Genomic DNA, 20966 nt, shown 5'->3' with positions numbered 1-20966 from the left:
GGAATGATGCAGACATGTTTTCACCGCCCGGACACCCGGGCTTTACCAAGGAATCTCAACATGCATCTGTTTCGTCGCTGGAGCCGCCACCATGAACGTCATCGTCACCACGGCTTTGATGGCCGGTTCGGTCCTTTCGGCCCTCACTTTGACGCTGGCCCCTGCGGCCAGCTGCCTCCCGGCCCCGCTGCCGGTGTCTGGCCCTTCTCGGCTTTCGCTCACTGGCATGGACATCGCCATGGCGCAGGCCACCACCACGGTCACCACGGTCATGGGCACGGCTTCGGTCCAGGCCTGGGTGCCGACGGCCACCGCCACAAGCGCCTGCAGGCCCGCATCAGCGCCTTCCTGGACCTGAGCGAGAGCCAGCAGGCCACACTGGCCCAACTGCTGGACCAGGTTCGTGCCCGCCGCCGGGCCCTGCGTGGCCTGGCCGGTGGCCAGGACGTCGGCCGCCTCGTGGAAGGCGACACCTTTGCCCGGGACGCCGCCCAGCAACTGCTGGAGGCCCAGATCGACGCCCTGCGCAGCGCCGTGCCCTCGCTGGTCCAGGCGCTGGGGGACTTCTTTGATTCGCTGGACTTCGACCAGCAGCAGGCCTTGCGCTTCATGATGCGGCGCATGCGTCGCCGGGCGGGCCGTCGCGGTGATGGTGGCCGGGGTGGCGACCGAGGTGAACACCGCGGTGACCACGACGCTGACGGCCTCGGCCCGTTCTGACATGAACGGGACCACGGATCGCCACGGGTCCGGCATCAGCGCACTGCTCACTGGCGACAGCTGCCGCCAGCCCCCCGGCCGCCTGGTGCCCGCCATCGACCGCAACCGCTGCGAGGGCAAGGGCGACTGTGTGGTCGTCTGCCCCTACGGCGTCTTCGAGATCGGTGTGCTGGCCCGCGAGGACCGCACCGGGCTGCGCCTGGTGGGCAAGCTCAAGGGCATGGCCCACGGCTGGCGCCAGGCTTTCACCCCCAACGCCCAGGCCTGTCGGGCCTGCGGCCACTGCGTGACCGCTTGCCCCGAACGGGCCATCACCCTGGTGCGCGCCGGGCACAATGGACGCCAAGATGCATCGACTGCTGTTGATTGATGACGACGAGGCCCTGGCCGGGCCGCTGGCGCAATACCTCGCCCGCTTCGATTTCGAATTGGGCGCGGTGACTCGCCCGAGCCTGGCCTTGCAGCGCCTGGCCGCCGAACCCTTTGATGCGCTGATCCTGGACGGCATGCTGCCGGAAATGGACGGCTTTGCCTTCTGCCGGCAGATTCGCGCCAGCCAGGACCGGTGGCGGGACATCCCCATCCTGATGCTCACGGCCCGGGGGGACCTCACCGACCGGGTCGTCGGCCTGGAGCTGGGGGCGGACGACTATCTGGCCAAACCCTTCGAGCCGCGTGAGCTGGCGGCTCGCCTGCAGACCATCCTGCGGCGCACCCGGCTGACACCGCCCTTGGCGGCCGTACCCGCTGCGCCTGCGCAGAATGGGGCCGCGGGGACGATGCGCTTCGAGGGCCTGGACATCGACACCAGCCGCCGCGAGGTGCGCACCCCGCAAGGGGTGGTGGAGCTGACCAGCACGGAATACGAGCTGCTGGCCTTGCTGGCCCGTGAGCCGGGCCGTGTATTCACCCGCGACGAGATCCTCAACCGACTGCGTGGTCAGGAAGCGGATCTCTATACGCGGGCGGTGGACATCCTGGTGAGCCGGCTGCGCAAGAAGCTCGAGCCCGTGGAGCCGGTGAAGACGCTGCGAAATGCGGGCTACTGCTTTGCGTTGCCGGAGCGGGCAGCGTGAGGTGGACAGCATGAGGCCGAATCGCCGTGACGGCGGCCGCGAAGGCCGTGGAGGCCCTGGTGGCCGCGGTGTCGCTGGTGATTCCGCGGTCCCTGGAGACGCTGGTGACGCTGGTGAGGTGGGTCATGCGCCCGAGGCGCGCGAGGCGCGTGGTTTCTCCAGGCGTCTTCGCGAACGGCGCCTGCGCCAGCTGCAGTGGCTGGCGCACATGGAACGATGGGAGGACTGGCCCCATGGGGATGGCGCGCCGCCGCATGCGGGTGGCTTCGACCCGCGGACCATGGACCCGCGCATGCACTACCGCAGTTGGCGCTGGAAGATGCGTGCGCGCCACCGGTGGCACCAGCGCTGGCACCGGCATCACGCGGAGTTCAAGCATTCGCTGGGTGCGCGGCTGATTGCCATCTTCATCGTGCTGGCCGTGCTCAGCAGCCTGGTGGTGTGGGGCGCCATCAGCCACGCGTTCGGATTGATCCTGGCCGTGCCACTGCTGCTGCTGCTGACCGGCCTGGCCTATGGCGGCATCCGCCACATGGTGCGGCCGCTCAGTGCACTGGCCGTGGGGGCGGAGGCGTTCGGGCGGGGCGAGCTGGACCACCGGGTGCCGGTGTTTCACCGCGATGAGATCGGTGACCTGGCCATGCGCTTCAATCAGATGGCTGCCGACATCCAGGCGATGCTGGACGGCAAACGCGCCTTGCTGCTGGCCATCAGCCATGAACTGCGCAGCCCGCTCACACGGGCGCGTCTGCATGCGGAGCTGGTGGAGGAGGGCGCGTCGAAGGAATCGCTGCTGGATGAGTTGGGCCAGATGCGGGATCTGATCTCCGCCTTGCTGGAAAGCGAACGGCTGGGGAGCGGCCATGCGGCCTTGCAACTGGCCCCCTGCGATCTGGCCACCCTGGTGCGGGCGCTGGCCCAGCCCGGCGTGACGCTGGACATCCAGCCGGATCTGCCCCCCGTATCGGCCGACCGCATGCGCATCCAGCTGCTGCTGCGCAACCTGGTGCACAACGCCTTGCGGCACAACGAGCCCGCGCAGGGGCCGGTGGTGGTGTCCTTGCGCGCAGACGGTCAGGGAAGTGGCGCGGTGCCAGGCGGCATGCCCGACGCCCGCGCTGCAGGTCTCAGGCTGACGGTGCGCGACCACGGCCCCGGCGTTCCGCCGGAAGCCCTGTCGCAACTGGGGCAGCCCTTCTTCAGGCCGGATGAAGCCCGCACGCGCGCCGAAGGGGGTGTGGGCCTGGGCCTGTCCCTGTGCCGGCTCGTGGCCGAGGCACACGGGAGCCGGTTGGTGCTGCGCAATGCGGCACCGGGCTTCGAAGCGTCGGTGGTGCTCCGCCCGATGCGGGACGAGATCACATGAACAAATGTTCCCCGGCGTTCTCGCCACCGAGGACCACATAGTTCACCTTGCGCAGGTCGCCCAGCGAGGTGCCGCCCGCGTAGGAGATGGAGCTTTGCAAGTCCTCCTCCATCTCACGCAGCGTGTCCGCCAGCTTGCCCTTGACGGGTTCCAGGATGCGCTTGCCCTCGACGTGCTTGTACTCACCCTTGTTGAAGTCGGAGGCGGAGCCGTAATACTCCTTGAACAGCTTGCCGTCCACTTCCACCGTGTGGCCCGGGGACTCCTCATGGCCGGCGAACAACGACCCCACCATCACCATCGCGGCGCCAAAGCGCACGCTCTTGGCGATGTCGCCGTGATGGCGGATACCGCCGTCGGCAATGATGGGCTTGGTAGCCACCCGTGCACACCACTTCAGCGCCGAGAGCTGCCAGCCGCCCGTGCCAAAACCGGTCTTGAGCCGGGTAATGCAGACCTTGCCCGGGCCGATGCCCACCTTGGTGGCGTCCGCGCCCCAGTTCTCCAGGTCGATCACGCCCTCCGGCGTGCCCACATTGCCGGCGATGACAAAGGTCTGCGGCAGCTTCTGCTTGATGTGGGCAATCATGCGCTGCACGCTGTCGGCGTGGCCGTGTGCAATGTCGATGGTGATGTAGTCCGCGCCCACGCCTTCGGCGGCCAGGCGGTCGATGAGGGCGTAGTCCGCCGGCTTGACGCCCGCGCTGATCGAGACGAACAGGCCACGCTCACGCATGTGGCGGGCATAGGCGACGGCGTCCAGGTCGAAGCGGTGCATGACGTAGAAGTAGCCGTTGGCCGCCAGCCATTCGGTGATGGATTCGTCCACCACGGTCTTCATGTTGGCGGGCACCGCCGGGAGCTTGAAGCGCCTGGGGCCGAACGCTACCGAGGTGTCGCATTCGCTGCGGCTTTCCACGCGGCACTTGCGGGGAAGCAGCAGGATGTTGTCGTAGTCAAAGATTTCCATGGTCCAAAGTCGCAAATTCGGGATGCGTTGATGCAGTGCATACCCTGAGCTGCGAGCGCTTGACTTGGGACCGGAGAAGACCGGCCCCTAGATTTGGGCCCGGTGTCCCATTCTACGCATCTCGACGGTGCACGCCCGCAGCCCCGGTCTTGGCCCTGGGCCGGACCCCGAGAACGGCGCTCACAGGGCGGAATGCCAGGCTGCCAGCCAGGGCCGGGTGCCGTTGGTGCACTGCACCAACGTGGGGCTGGGCATGTCCCACTAGTGGGCCGGGGCCCGGTGCTCGCTAAAATCGGCATCTTGGGCCCGCTCCGGGCCGACATCAGCACAGCCAACATGTACTCCGTCGTCATCAGCGGTACCGGCCTTTACCAGCCGCCCCATGTCATCACCAACGCCGAACTGGTGGAGGCCTTCAACCGCTACGTGGATCTCCAGAATGCCGAGCATGCCGAGGCCATCGCCGCCGGCAGCCGCGAGCCGCTGGTCTACTCCAGCGTGGAGTTCATCGAGAAGGCCTCGGGCATCAAGCAGCGCTATGTGATCGAAAAGGCCGGTGTGCTGGACCCGACGCGCATGTACCCGCGCTTCGAGGAGCGTGGCGACGACCAGCTCTCCCTGATGGCCGAGATCGCCGTGGACGCCGCCCGCAAGGCGCTGGCGGCCGCCGGCCGCAAGCCGGAAGAGGTGGACGCCGTGTTCTGCGCCGCCGCCAACATGCAGCGCGCCTACCCCGCCATGGCGGTGGAGATCCAGGCAGCGCTGGGCGCGGGGGGGTATGGCTTCGACATGAATGTGGCCTGCTCCTCGGCCACCTTCGCGCTGGAACAGGCCTACAACGCCGTCCGCTCCGGGGCCTCGAAGTGTGTGCTGGTCGTCAACCCGGAGATCACCTCCGCCCACCTGGAGTGGAAAGACCGCGACTGCCACTTCATCTTTGGCGACGTGTGCACCGCCGTGGTGGTGGAACGTGCCGACACCGCCACCGGTCCCGAGCAGTGGGAAATCCTGGGCACCCATTCGGCGACCCAGTTCTCCAACAACATCCGCAACAACTTCGGCTTCATGAACAAGGCCGAGGACAGCGACCCGGATGCGCGTGACAAGACCTTCCGCCAGGAAGGCCGCAAGGTGTTCAAGGAGGTGGTGCCCATTGCTGCGGCCCATATCGAGAACCACCTGGCCACGCTGCATGTGCTGCCGACCGATGTGAGCCGGTTCTGGCTGCACCAGGCCAACCTGGGCATGAACCAACTGGTGATCAAGAAGCTGGTGGGGGGCGAGGCCGGCGCCCAGATCGCGCCGCTGATCCTGGACACCTACGCCAACACCGCCTCGGCCGGCTCCGTCATCGCCTTCCACGAACACCGTGCCGACCTGCGCACGGGTGACCTGGGGGTGATCTGCTCCTTTGGCGCCGGTTATTCGGTGGGCAGCGTCATCGTCAAGAAGCGCTGAGGAAGCGCTGCACTCACCCGCCGCGGTCGCCCGCCCACCATGACGAGGGCGGCGCCGAGGCGGGCCGCCCCGGCACCAGCGGTACCGCCGAGGCCGCCGCCCCCGGCAAGGCGCCGGAGGCTGCTGGCACGCCCGGCAGCAGGGCGCCGGTCGCCGGATCGGTGGTCGGCTCCGTGGGCATGGGCCCCAGGGTCTTCAACCCGGCATCACCAGCAAACTCCTCGAAGACCCAGTCCGGACCATTCGGACCTTCCACCTGCACCACGCCCTCGGCGGGCGGCGCAATCTCCGACGGCGAGAAGCCCTTGAGCGCCACCTGCATGTAGTCGATCCAGGCGGGCAGGGCGATACCGCCGCCCGACTCGCGGTCGCCCAGGCTGCGCGGCTGGTCATAACCAATCCACACCACCGTGGCCACATGGCGCTGGAAGCCGGCGAACCAGGCGTCCACGGCGTCGTTGGTCGTGCCGGTCTTGCCGTAGAGGTCATACCGCTTGAGGGCCGCGCTGGCGCGGTAGGCGGTGCCGCGCACCGCCACCTCATGCAGCAGCGAGCCGGTGATGAAGGCATTTCGCTCGCTGATGGCGCGGCGTTCCTCAGTCAGCTTCTCCGGCTCGGCCTGGAACAACACCTGGTTCTGCGCGTCGGTGATCTTGGTGATCAGCAGCGGCTTGAGCAGGTAGCCGCCATTGGCGAACACCGAGTAGCCGCTGGCCATCTGCAGCGGGGTGACCGCACCGGAGCCCAGCGCCAGGGTCAGGTTGGCCGGCTGCTTGTCCACGTCAATGCCGAACTTGCCGGCCCAGGCGCGCCCGCGCTCCGGCGTGAGCTGCTCCAGCAGGCGGATGGTGACCATGTTCTTGGACTTGGCCAGCGCCTGGCGCAGGGTCATGAGGCCGTCGTACTGGCCGTCGGAATTGCGCGGGGACCAGTCGCCAATGGTGATGGGGGCGTCATCCACCAGCGTGGCGGGACTGGCGCCCAGCTCCAGCGCCCCGGAGTAGAGATAGGGCTTGAAGCTGGAGCCCGGCTGCCGCCAGGCTTGCGTGGCATGGTTGAACTGGTTGCGGGCAAAGTCGAACCCGCCCACCAGGGCCAGCACCTTGCCACTGTCCGGTTCCACGGAGACGAGGGCGCCCTCGGCTTCCGGTGGCTGCGTCACCACCCAGGCTCCCTTGGGGAACTCCTTGGTGGGCGCGCCCTTGAGCACGCGGATGATGGCGCCGCGCTGGATGCGCAGATTGGGTTTGGCCTTCTCGGAGAGGGCGGAGAGCACGCTTCGCACGCCTTCGCCCTTGATCTCGATGTCTTCGCCGTCCTGCAGCGTCGCCCGGATGCGGTTGCTTGCCACCTCGGTCACCACGGCGGCGCGCAGGTCGTCGTTGTCCGGGTGGTCGGCCAGGGCCTGGGTGACCGCGTTGTCCAGTTCGGTGTCGCTCAGGTCGGTCGGCAGGTCCACCGTGTCTTCAGGGCCGCGCCAGGGCTTGCGGCGTTCATAGTCCAGCAGGGTGCGGCGCAGCGCCTTGTAGGCGGCCACCTGGTTGTCCATGTGCAGCGTGGTGGTGACGTTGATGCCACGGCTGTAGGCGTCTTCGCCATATTGCGCATGCACCACCTGACGAACCATTTCAGCGGCGTACTGGCCGTACGGCAGCCGCTGCTCCTGGGCGGTGCGGAGTTTGAGGTTCTCTTCCCGGGCGGCCTTGGCCTGTTCGGGGGTGATCATGCCCACATCCTGCATGCGGCCGAGCACCACCAACTGGCGGCGCTTGGCGGCCTTGAAGTTGCTGATGGGATTGGCGCGGTAGGGGTTTTGCGGCAGGCCGGCCAGCATGGCGGTCTCGGCCGTGGAGAGCTCCTTGAGCGGCTTGCCGAAATAGGCTTCCGCCGCCGCTTCGAAGCCGTAGGCCCGCTGACCCAGATAGATCTGGTTCATGTAGACCTCCAGGATCTTGTCCTTGGAGAGCTGGCTTTCCATCTTCAGCGCCAGCAGGATCTCGACGAACTTGCGGGTGTAGAGCTTGCGCTTGGTCAGGTAGAAGTCCCGCGCGAGCTGCTGGGTGATGGTGGACGCGCCCTGGCTGCGGGAGGAGGAGAACAGGTTCACCCCGAAAGCCCGGATCATGCCCGGCACGTAGATGCCCTGGTGTTCGTAGAAATTGGTGTCCTCCACCGCCAGCAGCGCCAGCTGCATCTGCTTGGGGATCTGGTCCAGCGGCAGGTAGTGGCGGCGCTCGGTGCCGTATTCGGCCAGCAGCTCACCTTCGGCGGTGAACACACGCAGGGGCTGCTTGGGCTGGTAGTCGGCCAGCCGGTCCAGATCGGGCAGGCCCGGCCAGACCACGGCAGCGGCGCCCGCCACCGCCAGCACCAGGGCCAGGGCGGAGGCACCGCCCCACAGCAGGATGCGCTTCCAGGTCGGCAGCCGGGCCAGCGCCTGGCGTAACGGGGCGGTTTTGGCCCAGACGGCGCGCAGGGTGTGCAGGACGTGACGAAGGATTTTGAGGAGAAGCTGCATGCGGCTCGCACGAGTCAAGAACCGGGCGATTATCCTCAGTCCCCGCCTGACACCCGCCTCCGCGTGCAGGTGGACACGAACTACCTACATATTCAGAACAAATGTCCGACTTGTTGCTGTGGCTCCAACGCCCGCCGCCATGCGCCCGAGCGAGGCTGGCTGCCCTGATGTCCGCACCGCAGAACGAACGCTTTGCCTGGCGCTCGCCCGGCGTCGGGCTGAGAAACCGCCATCCGTTGTGCGCATGCCGATCGTTGCGGTCTGACGGAGGTCGGCATGCAGCGCCGTGAGCTGTTGGCCGCCGCAGGGGCCCTGTGGGGGGCGGTGGTCCCCCTGGTCCATGCCGAGGACCGGCCGGGTCGGTTTCCGAGCCGCCCGGTCGTCCTGATCTGCCCCTGGCCTGCCGGTGGTTCCAGCGATGCGGTGATGCGGGCCTTTGGCGACAGCCTCTCGCGGCAACTGGGCGTGCCGGTGGTGGTGGAAAACCGCCCTGGGGCAGGGGGGACGCTGGGCGCATCGCTCATGGTCTCCGCCAAGCCGGACGGCTACACCATCACCCAGTTGCCGCTGGGGGTGTACCGCCTGCCGCACATGCAGAAGATGCCCTTCGACCCCCTGCGGGACCTGCAGCACGTGATCGGCCTGACCGGCTACACCTTCGGCATCGTCTGCACCTTGGATGCGCCGTTCCGCAGCCTGACCGAGATGGTGGCCTGGGCGCGGGCCCGGCCCGGCCAACTGACCTATGGGCATACCGGTACGGGCACCACGCCGCACCTGGCCTTCGAGGAGTTTGCCCACAAGGCCGGTTTCAGCACGCAGGACGTGCCGTACAAGGGCTCGGCGGAGATCATGCAGGCCATTCTGGGCGGCCATGTGCCGGTGATGTGCGGCACGCTGGAGTTCGTGCCGCATGTCAAGGCCGGCAAGCTGCGTTTCCTCGCCACCCTGGGCCGGGAGCGCAACCGCAGCTTCCCGGACGTGCCGACGGTGCGCGAGTCGGGGTGGGACACGGTCAGCGAGTCGCCGTTTGGCATTGGCGCGCCGCGTGGCACCGACCCTGCCGTGGTGCGGGTGCTGCATGACGCCTTCCGGAAGACGCTGGACGACCCCCGGGTGCTGGAGACGCTCGAGCGCTACTACCAGCCCGTGCTCTATATGAATACGGAGGCCTATACCAAGTACGCGCAGCGGACATTCGAGGCCGAGCGTGCGACGGTGGAGCGCATGGGACTGGCCCACAAGTCATGAGAGGGCACTGCTCAACGCCGCCTCACCCGCCGGGCGTGGCTCCGACAGGCCCTGGGCTGAGGTATCGTGCCGCCCCATGCAAGATCTGACTTTCTACTGGCACGACTACGAGACCTTCGGCCGCGTGCCGCGCCGGGACCGTCCGGCGCAGTTTGCCGGCATTCGCACCGATGCAGCGCTCAATGAGATTGGCGAGCCGCTGATGGTCTACTGCCAACCCATGGTGGACAGCCTGCCGGACCCGGAGTCCTGCCTGCTCACCGGCATCCTGCCGCAGACCTGCGCCGAGCAAGGGGTGCGTGAACACGACTTTGCCGCCGCCATCCATGCGGAGCTGTCCAAGCCGGGCACGATCGGGCTGGGCTACAACACCATTCGTTTCGACGACGAGGTGACCCGCTTCCTGTTCTGGCGCAATCTCATCGACCCGTATGCCCGCGAGTGGCAGAACGACTGCGGCCGCTGGGACCTGCTGGATGTTGTGCGCTGCACCTGGGCGCTGCGGCCGGAGGGCATCGAGTGGCCCCGCCATGAAGACGGCCGGCCCTCGTTCAAGCTGGAGCACCTCACCAAGGCCAATGGCCTGGCGCACGAGGCGGCGCACGATGCCTTGTCCGATGTGCGCGCCACCATTGCCCTGGCCCGGTTGATCCGGGAACGTCAGCCCCGGCTGTGGGATTTCTGCCTGAAGCTGCGCCGCAAGGAAGCGGTCTGGCAGGAAATCGGCACGCACCGACCTTTCCTGCATGTCTCCGGCATGTATGGCGTGGACAAGGGCTGCATCGCCCTGGTGTGGCCGCTGGCCTCGCACCCCACCAACAAGAACGAGCTGATCGTGTGGGATCTGGCCCATGACCCGAGCGAGCTGCTGGCCCTCGACGCCGCGACGATTCGCACGCGGCTGTACACCCGCCAGGACGAACTGCCCGAAGGCGTGACCCGGCTGCCGATCAAGACCATTCACGTCAACAAGTCGCCCATCGTCATTTCCTCGCTGAAGATCCTGTCGCCGGAGATGGCACAGCGCTGGAGCCTGGATGTGGCGCAAGGCCTGGCCCATGCCGAGCTGCTGGCGCAGCGCGGCGCCGAGCTGGTGGGCCGCTGGGCGGAAGTATTCAAGCGCCCCGCGCCGGCTGACGACGTGGATGTGGACGAAGACCTGTACGGCGGCTTCCTGGGCAACGAGGACCGCCGCGCCATGGAGCGCCTGCGCGGCCTGTCGCCGCAGGCGCTGGCCGAGCGCGTGGCCAGCGGCAAGGTGGCCTTTGAGGATGCTCGGCTGGAGGAACTGCTGTTCCGCTACCGTGCCCGCAACTGGCCGGAGACCCTGAGCGCGGACGAACAAACCCGTTGGGAGCGGCACTGCGCCACACGCCTGCACCTGGGCGCGGGCGGCAGCCAGACCCTGGCGGAATTCTTCGACCGCATCGATGCCCTGGCGGAAGTGGCCGAAACCAGCGAGGACGAGCGCGCGCAGGAGATCCTGGCCGCCTTGTACGACTGGGCTGAACAGATCGCCCCGCCGGCGCCCTGATTCGGATCCGGCTGGGAGGCCGCCTGCCAGCGCCCCTATCGCCGGTCCGGCTACCGCCAACCCGCCAACCCGCCAGTCCGGCAGCCCGCCCATCGCCGGGCTTCCCTCAGCCGGGCAAAACGGGTACACCTTCACCAGGGAACCACTGCAGGGCAGAGCCCGAGCCGCGCCAGCGGCCCGCCCGCAGTGGACGCCAACAACGATTGGGCGCCTTCCGGCGCAGAGACGGAGACCACATGCAAACCCCCGACGCCACCGGTACGCCGGATGACCACGAGCGTGTTGCTGCCCGCATGCGGGCCCTGATGGTGCGTGCCCCGCTGGCGGTGGCCTTCACCTCGGCCGGCCGGTTCGAGGTGGCCAGCGAACAGTTCAACCACCTGTTCGGGCACGGGGACGACACCGACCTCTCCGGCACCGAGGTGAGTGCCGTGGGGGTGTCGGAAGCGGCCCACCAGGCCTTGCAGGCCCGGCTGGGGGCGGCGTTTGGCGGCGGCCGGCCCATCGACGACGAGGTGGAGTTCGTACGGCGCGACGGTTCCCGGTTCTGGGGCCGCCTGCAAGCCTCACCGGTCCACTGGGAGCAGCCGGCCGGGGAGGCCATGTGGGTGGTGGAAGACATCACCGCTGCGCGGGCCCAGCGTCTGCAGCCCACTTGGTCGGCCAAGCATGACGTGGTGACCGAGCTGGCCAACCGCCGTGAAATCGAGCGCCGGCTGGCCGACCACGTGGGCAGCCGCCGTCACGAGCCGGTGTCAGTCCTGTTCATCGACATCGACAAGTTTGGCGCGGTCATCCAGGGCATGGGCATCGAGGTGGCCGACCATTTCCTCTATGGCCTCGGCCAGATGCTGGTGACCAAGGTGCGCGCCTCCGACATCGTGGCGCGCCTGGACAACGACCACTTCGCCGTGCTGCTGCCGGATTGCGACCAGCACTATGCGCAGATCGTGGCGGAGAAGGTGCGGGCCTCCGTGGCCGGTTACCGGCTCCGCTGGGGCCTGCACCGCACGCGGGTGAAGGCCAGTGTGGGGGTGGTGCAGTTGCAGCCGTCGCTGGACACCGTGGAGTCGGTGCTGGCGGCCGCCGGGCTGGCCTGTGCGGAGGCCAAGGCTGCTGGAGGCGACAGCGTGCGGGTGTTTGTGTCCAACGGTACGTTTGAGGAGCTGGCCGGCGCTTGAGGGTGCCCGACCGGGTTGACCGGGTTGGGTGGGCTGAGCGGGTCGACAAACCGAGCGGACTGACATCGACAGAGCGAGCTGGACCGGCTGGGTGGGCAGGTTTCAGGCCCACAGGGCCGGTTTGTGCGCCCGAAGAACGGCGGATGTGACGAAATGAAGGGGAAATCCCTTTCTTTTCTCAAGTTCATCGTCCAAAGGCCGATAGCGACGGATAGAGTGCCGGCTTGAGGCCTCTCCAACATCTGCCCAACAACATGTCCACCACCAGCGTATCGACGGTCTTGTCCGGTATCTCCGCCGCGAATGAGCGGCTGCGAGCCTCCGCGAACAACATCGCCAACCTCAACACCGAGGACTACCGGCGCGAGCGCGTGGAAGCCCAGACCCGTGAAGACGGCGGCGTTCGCACCACGGTTACCAAGCTGCCTGAGCCGGGGGCCGACCTGGCCGCCGATGTGGTGGACCAGGAAGCCTCCGCCTACACCTTCATTGCCAACCTGAAGGTGCTGCAGACGCAGGTGCGCGCGGAAGGTGCGCTGCTGGATATTCACGTCTGACCTGACCGCAGATGCCCCGGCTGATGCGTCAGCGGGATGAATGAAAAAAGGGACCCGCGCCGAAACGCGGGTCCCTTTTGGTTTTCGGCTTCCGGCTCGCGGTTTCGGCGCCGGGCAAGCCTGAACCTGAGCGTGAACCTGGGATTTGGCGCTCAGTCCGCCAACTCAAACAGGGCCGAGCCGTCCCCGTTCTCCTTCACCAGCCGCACCGGCGTGGCCGGAGTCAGGCGTGCGATGGCGCCTGCGCCGGACAGGAACTGCAGCTTCACGCCCGGCACCGGGCGGATGCGCCAGGACGCGGACAAACCACCCTCGTCGGCAGAAGGCTGCGAGGCGAGATCACGGGCCAGCGCTTCACGCGTCTCGTCCGGTGCATCCACCACCACCTTGTCGGCGGCCAGGGCGGGGAAGTGGCCGCCGCCGTAGGCGCGGTAGTTGTTGGTGACGACCAGGAATGCGGCCTGATCGTCCAGCGGCTGGCCTTTCCAGCTCAGATCCACCACCCGGTGGCTGTCATTCGCCAGCTTGCCTTCCTTGTCAAAACGGGCCGGCTGCGTCAGGTCCAGCGCATAACGCAGGCCGTCGTCGGCGCCCCACATCATGTCGAAGTTGAAGCCCGGGTAGCCGGTGTCCAGCAGGGGCTGCTGCGCCGGGCCGGCGGGGTCGATCCGGCGGAACTGCCCGGCGGACATCTCCAGCCAGTCTCGCACCTGGGCGCCGGTGAGCTTCACCACCTTGATGGTGTTGGGATACACGTACAGGTCGGCCACATGCTTGATGGCGATCGGGCCGGCCGGGATGTCGGTGTATTGCGTCCAGCCCTGGCGGCCACCCGACTTGAACGGCGCGGCGGCAGACAGCATGGGGAGCCGATCCAGCGCAGTGCCTTGCACCGCGCGTTGCGCATAACGCAGCTGGGCCTGGGCGACCAGGCGCACGGCCAGGCTGTCCACGGTCTGGCCAAAATAACTGTGGATGGGCGTATCGGTATGCGCGACCTGGCTGCGTACATGGTCCAGCGTGGCCTGGTGCTCGGTGGCGATCACGGCGGCGGGCATCGGGTCGGTGGCCACCAGCGGACGGCGGTTGGCGCGGTCGAAGATGGGGCGCAGGCTGGCCCGGCTGTCCACCACGTGCCAGCGGCCGCCCTTGTCGGACAGGCGCAGGTCCACGATGCCGAGATGGTCGCCCCAGCGGCCCGGCATCACCGCCGGCACGCCGAAGAGCCGGCCCTTGTCGAGGTCCGCGCCTGGATAACCGGCGAATCCCGGCCCCGGGAACTCCGTATGGGCGTGGCCCAGCAGCAGCGCGTCCACGCCCGGCACCCGGGCCAGTTGCGCGGCCATGTTTTCGGACAGGCGCGGTAGTTCGGTTTTTTCGATGCCGGTGTGGGCGATGACCACCACCAGGTCGGCCCCCTGGCGACGCAGCGCGGGCACGGTCTCCCGGGCCACCTCCACCATGTCGCGCACCTGGACGCGGCCGGCCAGGTTCTGCCGGTCCCACTCCATGATCTGTGGCGGGGTCAGGCCCATCACGCCGATCTTGAGCTTGTGGGTCTTGCCCTGCTCATCCGTCACCTCACGTTCCAGCATCACGCTGGGGGTGAAGGCGTGTCGGCGGCCGTCGGCCTCCATCACGTTGGCATTGAGATAGGGGAAGGTGGCGCCAGACAGCGCCTGGCGCAGGAAGGGCAGGCCGTAGTTGAACTCGTGGTTACCGATGTTGGCGGCATCCACGCCCAGCAGGTTGAGCACCTTGTAGGCTGGGTGCACCTCACCGGCCTTCAACGGCTTGACGCGGGCCACCAGGTCGCCCAGCGGGTTGCCTTGCAGCAGGTCGCCGTTGTCGAAGAGCAGGCTGTTGGGCGCCTCGGCGCGCGCCTGATGGATCAGGGTGATGGTCTTGGACAGCCCGAATTCCTGCGACTCCCGGTCCTGGTAGTAGTCGTAGTTCAGCAGGTTCATGTGGATGTCGCTGGTCTGCATCACGCGCAGACGGACCTCCGCCGCCCAGGTCAGGCCAGGCGTGCTGGCGACGAGCGTCACCAGCCCCAGCGTGGCCAGGGCACCCGACAGCCGGCCGCTCATGCCCAGTCCGTCCCGTTGATCAGGGCGGCCAGCGCGGCGCTGAAGCCTGCGGCGTCCTGCGCATCGAAGCGGGCGGGTTCGGGGCTGTCGAGGTCGAAGACGGCCTGCAGCCTGCCGTTGGCGATCACCGGCACGACCAGTTCGGAGCGGGAAGCCGCATCGCAGGCGATATGGCCGGGGAAGGCATGCACGTCTTCCACCAGTTGGACTTCCCCGGTGCGGGCAGCCGCGCCGCAGACACCCCGGTCGAACGAGATGCGCACACACGCCACCTTGCCCTGGAAGGGGCCGAGCACCAGCTCGCGGTCATTGGTGGGGTTGACCAGATAGAAGCCGGCCCAGTTGAGCGTGGGTACGCTGTTGTAGACCAGGGCCGCAAACTGGGCCAGGTTGGCGATGCGGTCGCGCTCGCCATGCAGGATGGCCTGGGTCTGGGCGAGCAGGGTGTCGTAAGAGGCGCGCTTGGCCTCAGGGCTGGACATGTCCAGCAGGGGCGTGGGTTCGAAGCTCATGGCATGGATTGTCGTTGTTATGGCGATTGAATCGTGCGACCGCTGAATGCGAAGGCTGCAGGCCGCCGCTGGGTGCGACCGCAGGTTCCTTAAAAGTTCGTCACCCCCAAAGCGCCGGCTTGTTCACCATCAGGTAGAACACCACCACCACGGCAATGATGGGTCAGGCCGAGCGCCATGTCGCCTCCACGAATTGTTCCAGGGGCACCGGCGCCCGGCCCAGCAGGCGGGCGAAGGTGGCGGCGTCGCCGACGTTGTCTTGCTGAAGCAAGGACAGGCTTTCACTGCTCCAGGGCTGGAAGGGCAGGCGGTCACCCACCAGGGCGCTCCAGCGGCTGGGAGCATCCGGCAGCGGGATCACCCGTGCAGGGCCATGGCCCAACTGGCGGCGCAGCTCGCCGATGAAGGCGGACAGGGGCAGGGCTTGCGGGCCGACGGCGGTGACCAGTTCGGGGCCCCCGTCCTGCAGCAGGCGCAGGCAGGCGAGCGCGACATCCGGCACCGCGACAGGTTGCACGCGGGCGCTCAAGGCGGCGGCGGGCAGCACCAGCACGGGCAGCTTGGCGAGCGACATGAACAAGGCCGAGCTCGCGCCGCCGCGCCCGAACACGATGCTGGGGCGCAGCACAGTCCCATCCAGCCGGCCTTCGGCGCGCAGGCGCATCAGCACCTCGTCGGCCGCGCGTTTGCTGGTGGCGTAGCGTGTGTCGCTGGTGGCCACGCCGTTGGCGGAGATCTGGAGCACGCGGCTCACCCCGGCCTGGGCGCAGGCTTCGAACAGGGCCGCAGGTGCGCGATGGTGCAGGGCGTCCAGGGGACGGTCCCGCGTCTCTCGCAGCACACCCACGGCGTTGATCACCGCGTCAAAGCCAGCGAGATGGGGCACCCAGTCTGCGGGCGCATGCGCGCGGGTGAAGTCGTGGGTGCGGGAGCTCGCGGTGGTGACCGACAACCCGGCCTCTCGCAGTGCGCGAACCACTCGGCCACCGATGAATCCGCTGGCGCCGCAGATCAAGACAGAGCGGACGGAGGTGCTCATGATGCTTCTCCTTGAGACGAGCCAGGTGCTGCGGCTGGCACGCCGGCTGCGGCTGTCGAAGGCCGAAGGGCGCTGCCGGCGTGGTGTTGCAGGCCGGCGTGGGCCGCTGGGAGAGGCGCGGGGCCGGCATGGCCTTCGCGGCTGGGGAACCGTGGCGATGCGGCGGGTGTCGGCGCAATGCGGGACCAGATGGGGAAGGCCACCATGCTCACGCTCAGAAAGACGCCCAGCGTCACCAGCCACAGGGTGCGGCGCAGAAAATCGTTGAGGGTGACCATCGAGCCATCGCTGTAGCCGAAGGTCAGCACCAGCAGCATCGAGCCGCTGATGGCCAGCACGTTGAGTACGCGCCACCAGAACTCGGGGCCGCTGTTCGCCTCCTTCTCCTGTCCGGGCAGGGGAGGGGAGGTTACTTCACACAGCCGGTGCAGCACCTGCATCAGGATCGGCTGCAGGTAACGCAGTGCCAGGCGAGGCACGATGGCGGCGATCAGCAGGCTCAGCAGCAGAGTCAATTCACTCATGACATCACTCCTAGGTGTTTCAGGGCTTGTTCGATATTTCAGTAAACACAGAAATCGTTGATCAAAAAAAGGGGCCGTCGCCGGCGGTTAACCCCCGTCGCCTCGTACGAAGCGCTGGATGTTGGCGCCAAGTTTCAGGACCTTCTCCAGCGTCGAGGGGGAGAGTCGCATCATTTCTTCCGACCATGCGCCCATGGTCTGCATCAAGCGCAGGCAGTCGCGCACACGGTCTTGGGTGTCGGGTGATTCGTTCTTGAAGCTCTCGTCCTCCACCAGGTCCGACAGCATGCGGACGGTGGGGTCGAACTCCCGGTGCTTGCGTTCCCGCACGATGGTGCGCAGCAACTCCCAAACATCCACCGAGGTCTCGAAGTAGTCGCGCCGGTCTCCCAGCACATGGGTCACGCGCACCAGGTTCCAGCTGGTCAGCTCCTTCAGGCTGGTGCTGACGTTGGAGCGGGCGACCGCCAGCGTCTGCGCGATCTCTTCCGCATTCAACGGACGGCCATGAAAGTAGAGCAGGGCATGAATCTGTGCCACGGTGCGATTCACACCCCAGGCGCTGCCCATCTCCCCCCAGTGGAGAACAAAACGTTGGGCGGTTGAGCTGAGTTCCATGAGCGCAACTATAGGTATGCAGAAATTTCTGTCAATACAGAAATAAATCCACCGGTGACGCAGAGAAACGAAAAAGCCCTGGGGCTGCGTGAGCAACCCCAGGGCTTGGAAGATCAGGCGGAGCTGGCAGCCCTTACGGGCCGCAGCGCTCACTCAGACCGTCACGGACTTGGCCGTATCCGCATACTCTTCGATCTGATCGAAGTTCATGTAGCGATACACGCTTGCGGCGTCCTTGTTGATGATGCCCATCGCCTCGTGGTACTCCTGCAGGGTCGGGATCCGGCCCAGCTTGGAGCACACCGCAGCCAGTTCCGCCGAGCCCAGGAACACATTGGTGTTCTTGCCCAGACGGTTGGGGAAGTTGCGGGTCGAGGTCGACATCACCGTCGCGCCTTCACGCACCTGCGCCTGGTTACCCATGCACAGCGAGCATCCCGGCATCTCGGTACGTGCACCAGCCGTGCCGAAGGTCGCGTAGTGGCCTTCCTTGATCAGCTCGTTCTGATCCATCTTCGTCGGCGGGGCCACCCACAGCTTCACCGGGATGTCTCGCGCACCGCCCAGCAGCTTGGCTGCTGCACGGAAGTGGCCGATGTTGGTCATGCACGAACCGATGAAGGCTTCGTCGATCTTGGTGCCTTGCACTTCCGACATGAACTTGGCGTCGTCCGGGTCGTTCGGGCAGCACACGATCGGTTCCTGGATGTCGGCCAGATCGATCTCGATCACGGCTGCGTATTCGGCGTCCTTGTCCGCTTCCAGCAGATTGGGATTCGCCAGCCACGCTTCCACGTTCTTGATCCGGCGCTCCAGCGTGCGCTTGTCGGCGTAGCCGTCGGCAATCATGTTCTTCATCAACACGATGTTGGAGGTCAGGTACTCCTTGATCGGTGCCGGATTCAGCTTGATCGTGCAGCCCGCAGCCGAACGCTCGGCCGATGCGTCGGACAGCTCGAACGCTTGCTCCACCTTCAGGTCGGGCAGGCCTTCGATTTCCAGGATGCGGCCCGAGAAGATGTTCTTCTTGCCCTTCTTCTCCACCGTCAGCAGACCGGCCTTGATGGCATACAGCGGAATGGCATGCACCAGGTCGCGCAGCGTCACACCGGGCTGCATCTCACCCTTGAAACGCACCAGCACCGATTCCGGCATGTCCAGCGGCATCACGCCCGTGGCCGCGCCAAAGGCCACCAGGCCGGAGCCGGCGGGGAAGCTGATGCCGATGGGGAAGCGGGTGTGGGAGTCACCACCGGTGCCCACGGTGTCGGGCAGCAGCAGGCGGTTCAGCCAGCTGTGGATCACGCCGTCGCCCGGGCGCAGGGCCACGCCGCCGCGGTCACTGATGAAGTGCGGCAGCTCGCGGTGCATCTTCACGTCCACCGCCTTGGGGTAGGCAGCCGTGTGGCAGAAGGATTGCATCACCAGATCGGCCGAGAAGCCCAGGCAGGCCAGGTCCTTCAGCTCGTCGCGGGTCATCGGGCCGGTGGTGTCCTGCGAACCGACGGTGGTCATCTTGGGCTCGCAGTAGGTGCCCGGACGGATGCCCTGGTTGTCCGGCAGACCGCAGGCGCGGCCCACCATCTTTTGTGCCAGCGTGAAGCCCTTGCCGGAATCCACCGGCGGCTGGGGCAGGCGGAACAGGGTGGAGGCGGGCAGGCCCAGGAACTCACGGGCCTTGCCGGTCAGCGAGCGGCCGATGATCAGGTTGATGCGGCCACCGGCGCGCACTTCGTCCAGCAGCACGTCGCTCTTCAGCGAGAACTCGGCCACCACGGCGCCGTTCTTCTCGATCTTGCCGTCGTACGGGTAGACGTCGATCACGTCGCCCATTTCCAGGTTGTTCACGTCCACTTCAATGGGCAGCGAACCGGAGTCTTCCTGGGTGTTGAAGAAGATCGGGGCGATCTTGGTGCCCAGTGTCACCCCGCCGAAGCGCTTGTTCGGCACGAACGGGATGTCCTGGCCGGTGGCCCAGATCACCGAGTTGGTGGCCGATTTGCGGGAAGAGCCGGTGCCGACCACGTCGCCCACGTAGGCAACCAGGTGGCCCTTCTTCTTCAGGTCTTCGATGAACTGCATCGGGCCGCGCTTGCCGTCTTCCTCAGGCTTGAAGGCCGCGTCAGGGCGCGTGTTCTTCAGCATGGCCAGGTAGTGCAGCGGAATGTCCGGGCGGCTCCAGGCGTCAGGGGCAGGGGAGAGGTCGTCGGTGTTGGTCTCGCCAGGCACCTTGAAGACGGTGACGGTGATCTTCTTCTCGACCTCGGGGCGGGAGGTGAACCACTCCGCATCGGCCCAGCTGTGGATCACGGCGGTGGCCTGGGCGTTGCCGGCCTTGGCCTTTTCCGAGACGTCGTGGAAGGCATCGAACATCAGCAGGGTCTTCTTCAGACCGGCGGCAGCGACCGACGCAACCTCCTTGTCGTCCAGCAGGTCCACCAGCGGCTTGACGTTGTAGCCACCCACCATGGTGCCCAGCAGTTCGGTGGCCTTGGCCTTGGAGATCAGGCTCACCACCAGGTCGCCATGGGCGACCGCAGCCAGGAAGCTGGCCTTGACCTTGGCGGCATCGTCCACGCCCGGCGGGACGCGATGCGTCAGCAGACCCACGAGGAATTCGCCTTCGCCGGCGGGCGGGTTCTTGATGAGCTCGATCAGCTCGGCGACTTGCTTGGCATCCAGCGGCAGCGGCGGGATCCCCAGCGCAGCGCGCTCGGCTTCGTGTTGGCGGTAGGCTTGCAGCATTGCGAACTCCAGTCTCGGTAGTCTCTGGCTTGGGTCAGTAAAGCGGGATCTTGTGGGTCAGGGCGCGCGGAGGCTTCTGCCATGCAGAGGCTCCGTCGGCACGATGACTTTGAGTCCCTTGAAATAATCTCGGAAAAATCCCTGGTCGCGCGTGATGAGGCCGTCGCACTGCAACATGGCATGCGCGCCGACCAGGAAGTCAGCAATGGCGCGGGCAGCGCCGGCACCATCGGGGGATACGGATTTGGCCGCCTTGGCGCCCACCTTGGGGTCATCCCGAAGGCGTTGCTTGAATTTTCGCTGCATCTCACCGGCACGGATAGCCGCACGCTGGTCGATGGCGGAGAAGCCCAGGCCCATCTCTTCCAGGGCGTCCATGACTTCGGAGCCATGGCCGAGACCGGCGGTGACCTCGGAGAGGACCACATCACACAGCACCACGGGGCCGGTGGACAGGGCCAGCCGCAAGGCCGCCTCCGCGGCATCGGCTCCCGGGGCGTCGCCCAGCAGGTCGATGAGGACAGAGCTGTCTACAGCGATCATCGGGGGTCAGGCCTGGGTGGGGTCCGTGGGCGCGCGGCCACGCAGCTCGCGCATCACGTCGTCGGTGGTGGTGCCGTCCGGCAGCTTGAAGCGGCCGCGAGCGCGGGAAATGGCGTCATCCACATTCTTGCGCAGGATGATGCGGGCGCCGTCCAGTTCCACCTTCAGGGTGGTTCCCTTGGTGAGACCCAGTGCATCACGGACCGCCTTGGGCAAGGTGATCTGGCCGCGTTCGGCGACAGTGGCTTCCATGGTGGGCTCCCG

Annotated in this window: 19 protein-coding genes; 9 read left to right on the top strand and 10 right to left on the bottom strand. The window is 67.0% G+C overall.

Annotation, left to right across the window (positions count from 1 at the left end):
• Positions 1-60: 60 nt before the first annotated feature.
• The 4 genes from BMY53_RS26030 to BMY53_RS20605 are packed head-to-tail and all read left to right on the top strand — an operon-like array spanning position 61 to position 3162.
• Positions 61-720 (top strand): Spy/CpxP family protein refolding chaperone, encoded by a 660-nt coding sequence (locus tag BMY53_RS26030; RefSeq protein ID WP_092948373.1) that lies wholly within the window; start codon positions 61-63, stop codon positions 718-720.
• Between the two features lies 1 nt (position 721).
• Complete coding sequence (locus BMY53_RS20615) at positions 722-1090, top strand: 4Fe-4S dicluster domain-containing protein (protein WP_092948411.1); 369 nt, start codon at positions 722-724, stop codon at positions 1088-1090.
• A complete protein-coding gene (locus tag BMY53_RS20610) occupies positions 1068-1796 on the top strand; it encodes a response regulator transcription factor (protein WP_092948410.1) in 729 nt (242 codons plus the stop codon). The genes BMY53_RS20615 and BMY53_RS20610 overlap by 23 nt, the downstream gene beginning before the upstream one ends.
• Before the next feature lie 10 nt (positions 1797-1806).
• Entirely contained in the window at positions 1807-3162 is a 1356-nt protein-coding gene (locus BMY53_RS20605) for a sensor histidine kinase (protein WP_255370305.1), read from the top strand.
• Here the strand turns inward: BMY53_RS20605 and BMY53_RS20600 are convergent.
• Positions 3155-4132, bottom strand: coding sequence for a GMP reductase (locus BMY53_RS20600; protein ID WP_092948372.1), 978 nt, complete (start codon positions 4130-4132; stop codon positions 3155-3157). The two genes, BMY53_RS20605 and BMY53_RS20600, sit on opposite strands and share 8 nt — an antisense overlap.
• A 336-nt stretch (positions 4133-4468) precedes the next feature.
• On the opposite strand from BMY53_RS20600, the gene BMY53_RS20595 reads away from it, so the two are divergent.
• Positions 4469-5590 carry a beta-ketoacyl-ACP synthase III gene (locus tag BMY53_RS20595; RefSeq protein WP_092948371.1) on the top strand — a complete coding sequence of 374 codons (1122 nt, stop codon included), beginning with the start codon at positions 4469-4471 and terminating at the stop codon, positions 5588-5590.
• Positions 5591-5603: 13 nt separating this feature from the next.
• On the opposite strand, the gene BMY53_RS20590 is transcribed toward BMY53_RS20595, so the two are convergent.
• On the bottom strand, positions 5604-8108 hold the full coding sequence (locus tag BMY53_RS20590) for a penicillin-binding protein 1A (RefSeq protein ID WP_092948370.1): 2505 nt from the start codon (positions 8106-8108) through the stop codon (positions 5604-5606).
• 276 nt (positions 8109-8384) lie between these two features.
• Between BMY53_RS20590 and BMY53_RS20585 the strand changes: the two genes are divergently transcribed.
• The 4 genes from BMY53_RS20585 (at position 8385) to BMY53_RS20570 (ending at position 12631) form a co-directional block, all read left to right on the top strand.
• Positions 8385-9359: a tripartite tricarboxylate transporter substrate binding protein gene (locus BMY53_RS20585; RefSeq protein WP_092948369.1), complete on the top strand. Its 975-nt coding sequence runs from the start codon at positions 8385-8387 to the stop codon at positions 9357-9359.
• Positions 9360-9435: 76 nt separating this feature from the next.
• Entirely contained in the window at positions 9436-10893 is a 1458-nt protein-coding gene (gene sbcB / locus BMY53_RS20580; protein WP_092948368.1) for an exodeoxyribonuclease I, read from the top strand.
• A 236-nt stretch (positions 10894-11129) separates the two neighbouring features.
• Positions 11130-12074 (top strand): GGDEF domain-containing protein, encoded by a 945-nt coding sequence (locus BMY53_RS20575; RefSeq protein ID WP_092948367.1) that lies wholly within the window; start codon positions 11130-11132, stop codon positions 12072-12074.
• Between the two features lie 224 nt (positions 12075-12298).
• Positions 12299-12631, top strand: coding sequence for a flagellar basal body rod protein (locus BMY53_RS20570; protein WP_255370304.1), 333 nt, complete (start codon positions 12299-12301; stop codon positions 12629-12631).
• 152 nt (positions 12632-12783) lie between these two features.
• On the opposite strand, the gene BMY53_RS20565 is transcribed toward BMY53_RS20570, so the two are convergent.
• The 8 genes from BMY53_RS20565 to BMY53_RS20530 form a co-directional block, all read right to left on the bottom strand.
• On the bottom strand, positions 12784-14721 hold the full coding sequence (locus tag BMY53_RS20565; protein ID WP_092948365.1) for a bifunctional 2',3'-cyclic-nucleotide 2'-phosphodiesterase/3'-nucleotidase: 1938 nt from the start codon (positions 14719-14721) through the stop codon (positions 12784-12786).
• The gene (locus BMY53_RS20560; protein WP_404947895.1) at positions 14718-15233 is read right to left on the bottom strand and encodes a GAF domain-containing protein; all 516 of its coding nucleotides are present in this window, start codon (positions 15231-15233) and stop codon (positions 14718-14720) included. The genes BMY53_RS20565 and BMY53_RS20560 overlap by 4 nt, the downstream gene beginning before the upstream one ends.
• Positions 15234-15396: 163 nt before the next feature.
• Positions 15397-16272 carry an NAD-dependent epimerase/dehydratase family protein gene (locus BMY53_RS20555; RefSeq protein ID WP_092948364.1) on the bottom strand — a complete coding sequence of 292 codons (876 nt, stop codon included), beginning with the start codon at positions 16270-16272 and terminating at the stop codon, positions 15397-15399.
• Positions 16269-16796, bottom strand: coding sequence for a hypothetical protein (locus BMY53_RS20550; RefSeq protein ID WP_092948363.1), 528 nt, complete (start codon positions 16794-16796; stop codon positions 16269-16271). The genes BMY53_RS20555 and BMY53_RS20550 overlap by 4 nt, the downstream gene beginning before the upstream one ends.
• Positions 16797-16883: 87 nt before the next feature.
• The gene (locus BMY53_RS20545) at positions 16884-17414 is read right to left on the bottom strand and encodes a GbsR/MarR family transcriptional regulator (protein ID WP_092948362.1); all 531 of its coding nucleotides are present in this window, start codon (positions 17412-17414) and stop codon (positions 16884-16886) included.
• Between the two features lie 153 nt (positions 17415-17567).
• Complete coding sequence (gene acnB, locus BMY53_RS20540; protein WP_092948361.1) at positions 17568-20159, bottom strand: bifunctional aconitate hydratase 2/2-methylisocitrate dehydratase; 2592 nt, start codon at positions 20157-20159, stop codon at positions 17568-17570.
• 57 nt (positions 20160-20216) lie between these two features.
• Positions 20217-20702, bottom strand: a complete 486-nt coding sequence (locus BMY53_RS20535; RefSeq protein WP_092948360.1) for a type II toxin-antitoxin system VapC family toxin — start codon at positions 20700-20702, stop codon at positions 20217-20219.
• 6 nt (positions 20703-20708) lie between these two features.
• Positions 20709-20954 (bottom strand): AbrB/MazE/SpoVT family DNA-binding domain-containing protein, encoded by a 246-nt coding sequence (locus BMY53_RS20530; protein ID WP_092948359.1) that lies wholly within the window; start codon positions 20952-20954, stop codon positions 20709-20711.
• Positions 20955-20966 lie beyond the last annotated feature (12 nt).

The organism is Roseateles sp. YR242 (genome assembly GCF_900109745.1).
In the GTDB taxonomy this organism is placed as follows: Bacteria; Pseudomonadota; Gammaproteobacteria; order Burkholderiales; family Burkholderiaceae_C; genus Roseateles.
The sequence above is the reverse complement of the archived record's forward strand: the minus strand, read 5'-3'. Positions and strand labels throughout refer to the sequence as shown.

Excerpts from the sequence above, each read along its gene's own strand:
- BMY53_RS26030 (WP_092948373.1), top strand. The coding sequence starts at position 61 with ATGCATCTGTTTCGTCGCTGGAGCCGCCACCATGAACGTCATCGTCAC.
- BMY53_RS20615 (WP_092948411.1), top strand. The coding sequence starts at position 722 with ATGAACGGGACCACGGATCGCCACGGGTCCGGCATCAGCGCACTGCTC.
- BMY53_RS20610 (WP_092948410.1), top strand. The coding sequence starts at position 1,068 with ATGCATCGACTGCTGTTGATTGATGACGACGAGGCCCTGGCCGGGCCG.
- BMY53_RS20605 (WP_255370305.1), top strand. The coding sequence starts at position 1,807 with ATGAGGCCGAATCGCCGTGACGGCGGCCGCGAAGGCCGTGGAGGCCCT.
- BMY53_RS20600 (WP_092948372.1), bottom strand. The coding sequence starts at position 4,132 with ATGGAAATCTTTGACTACGACAACATCCTGCTGCTTCCCCGCAAGTGC.
- BMY53_RS20595 (WP_092948371.1), top strand. The coding sequence starts at position 4,469 with ATGTACTCCGTCGTCATCAGCGGTACCGGCCTTTACCAGCCGCCCCAT.
- BMY53_RS20590 (WP_092948370.1), bottom strand. The coding sequence starts at position 8,108 with ATGCAGCTTCTCCTCAAAATCCTTCGTCACGTCCTGCACACCCTGCGC.
- BMY53_RS20585 (WP_092948369.1), top strand. The coding sequence starts at position 8,385 with ATGCAGCGCCGTGAGCTGTTGGCCGCCGCAGGGGCCCTGTGGGGGGCG.
- sbcB (WP_092948368.1), top strand. The coding sequence starts at position 9,436 with ATGCAAGATCTGACTTTCTACTGGCACGACTACGAGACCTTCGGCCGC.
- BMY53_RS20575 (WP_092948367.1), top strand. The coding sequence starts at position 11,130 with ATGCAAACCCCCGACGCCACCGGTACGCCGGATGACCACGAGCGTGTT.
- BMY53_RS20565 (WP_092948365.1), bottom strand. The coding sequence starts at position 14,721 with ATGAGCGGCCGGCTGTCGGGTGCCCTGGCCACGCTGGGGCTGGTGACG.
- BMY53_RS20560 (WP_404947895.1), bottom strand. The coding sequence starts at position 15,233 with ATGAGCTTCGAACCCACGCCCCTGCTGGACATGTCCAGCCCTGAGGCC.
- BMY53_RS20555 (WP_092948364.1), bottom strand. The coding sequence starts at position 16,272 with ATGAGCACCTCCGTCCGCTCTGTCTTGATCTGCGGCGCCAGCGGATTC.
- BMY53_RS20550 (WP_092948363.1), bottom strand. The coding sequence starts at position 16,796 with ATGAGTGAATTGACTCTGCTGCTGAGCCTGCTGATCGCCGCCATCGTG.
- BMY53_RS20545 (WP_092948362.1), bottom strand. The coding sequence starts at position 17,414 with ATGGAACTCAGCTCAACCGCCCAACGTTTTGTTCTCCACTGGGGGGAG.
- acnB (WP_092948361.1), bottom strand. The coding sequence starts at position 20,159 with ATGCTGCAAGCCTACCGCCAACACGAAGCCGAGCGCGCTGCGCTGGGG.
- BMY53_RS20535 (WP_092948360.1), bottom strand. The coding sequence starts at position 20,702 with ATGATCGCTGTAGACAGCTCTGTCCTCATCGACCTGCTGGGCGACGCC.
- BMY53_RS20530 (WP_092948359.1), bottom strand. The coding sequence starts at position 20,954 with ATGGAAGCCACTGTCGCCGAACGCGGCCAGATCACCTTGCCCAAGGCG.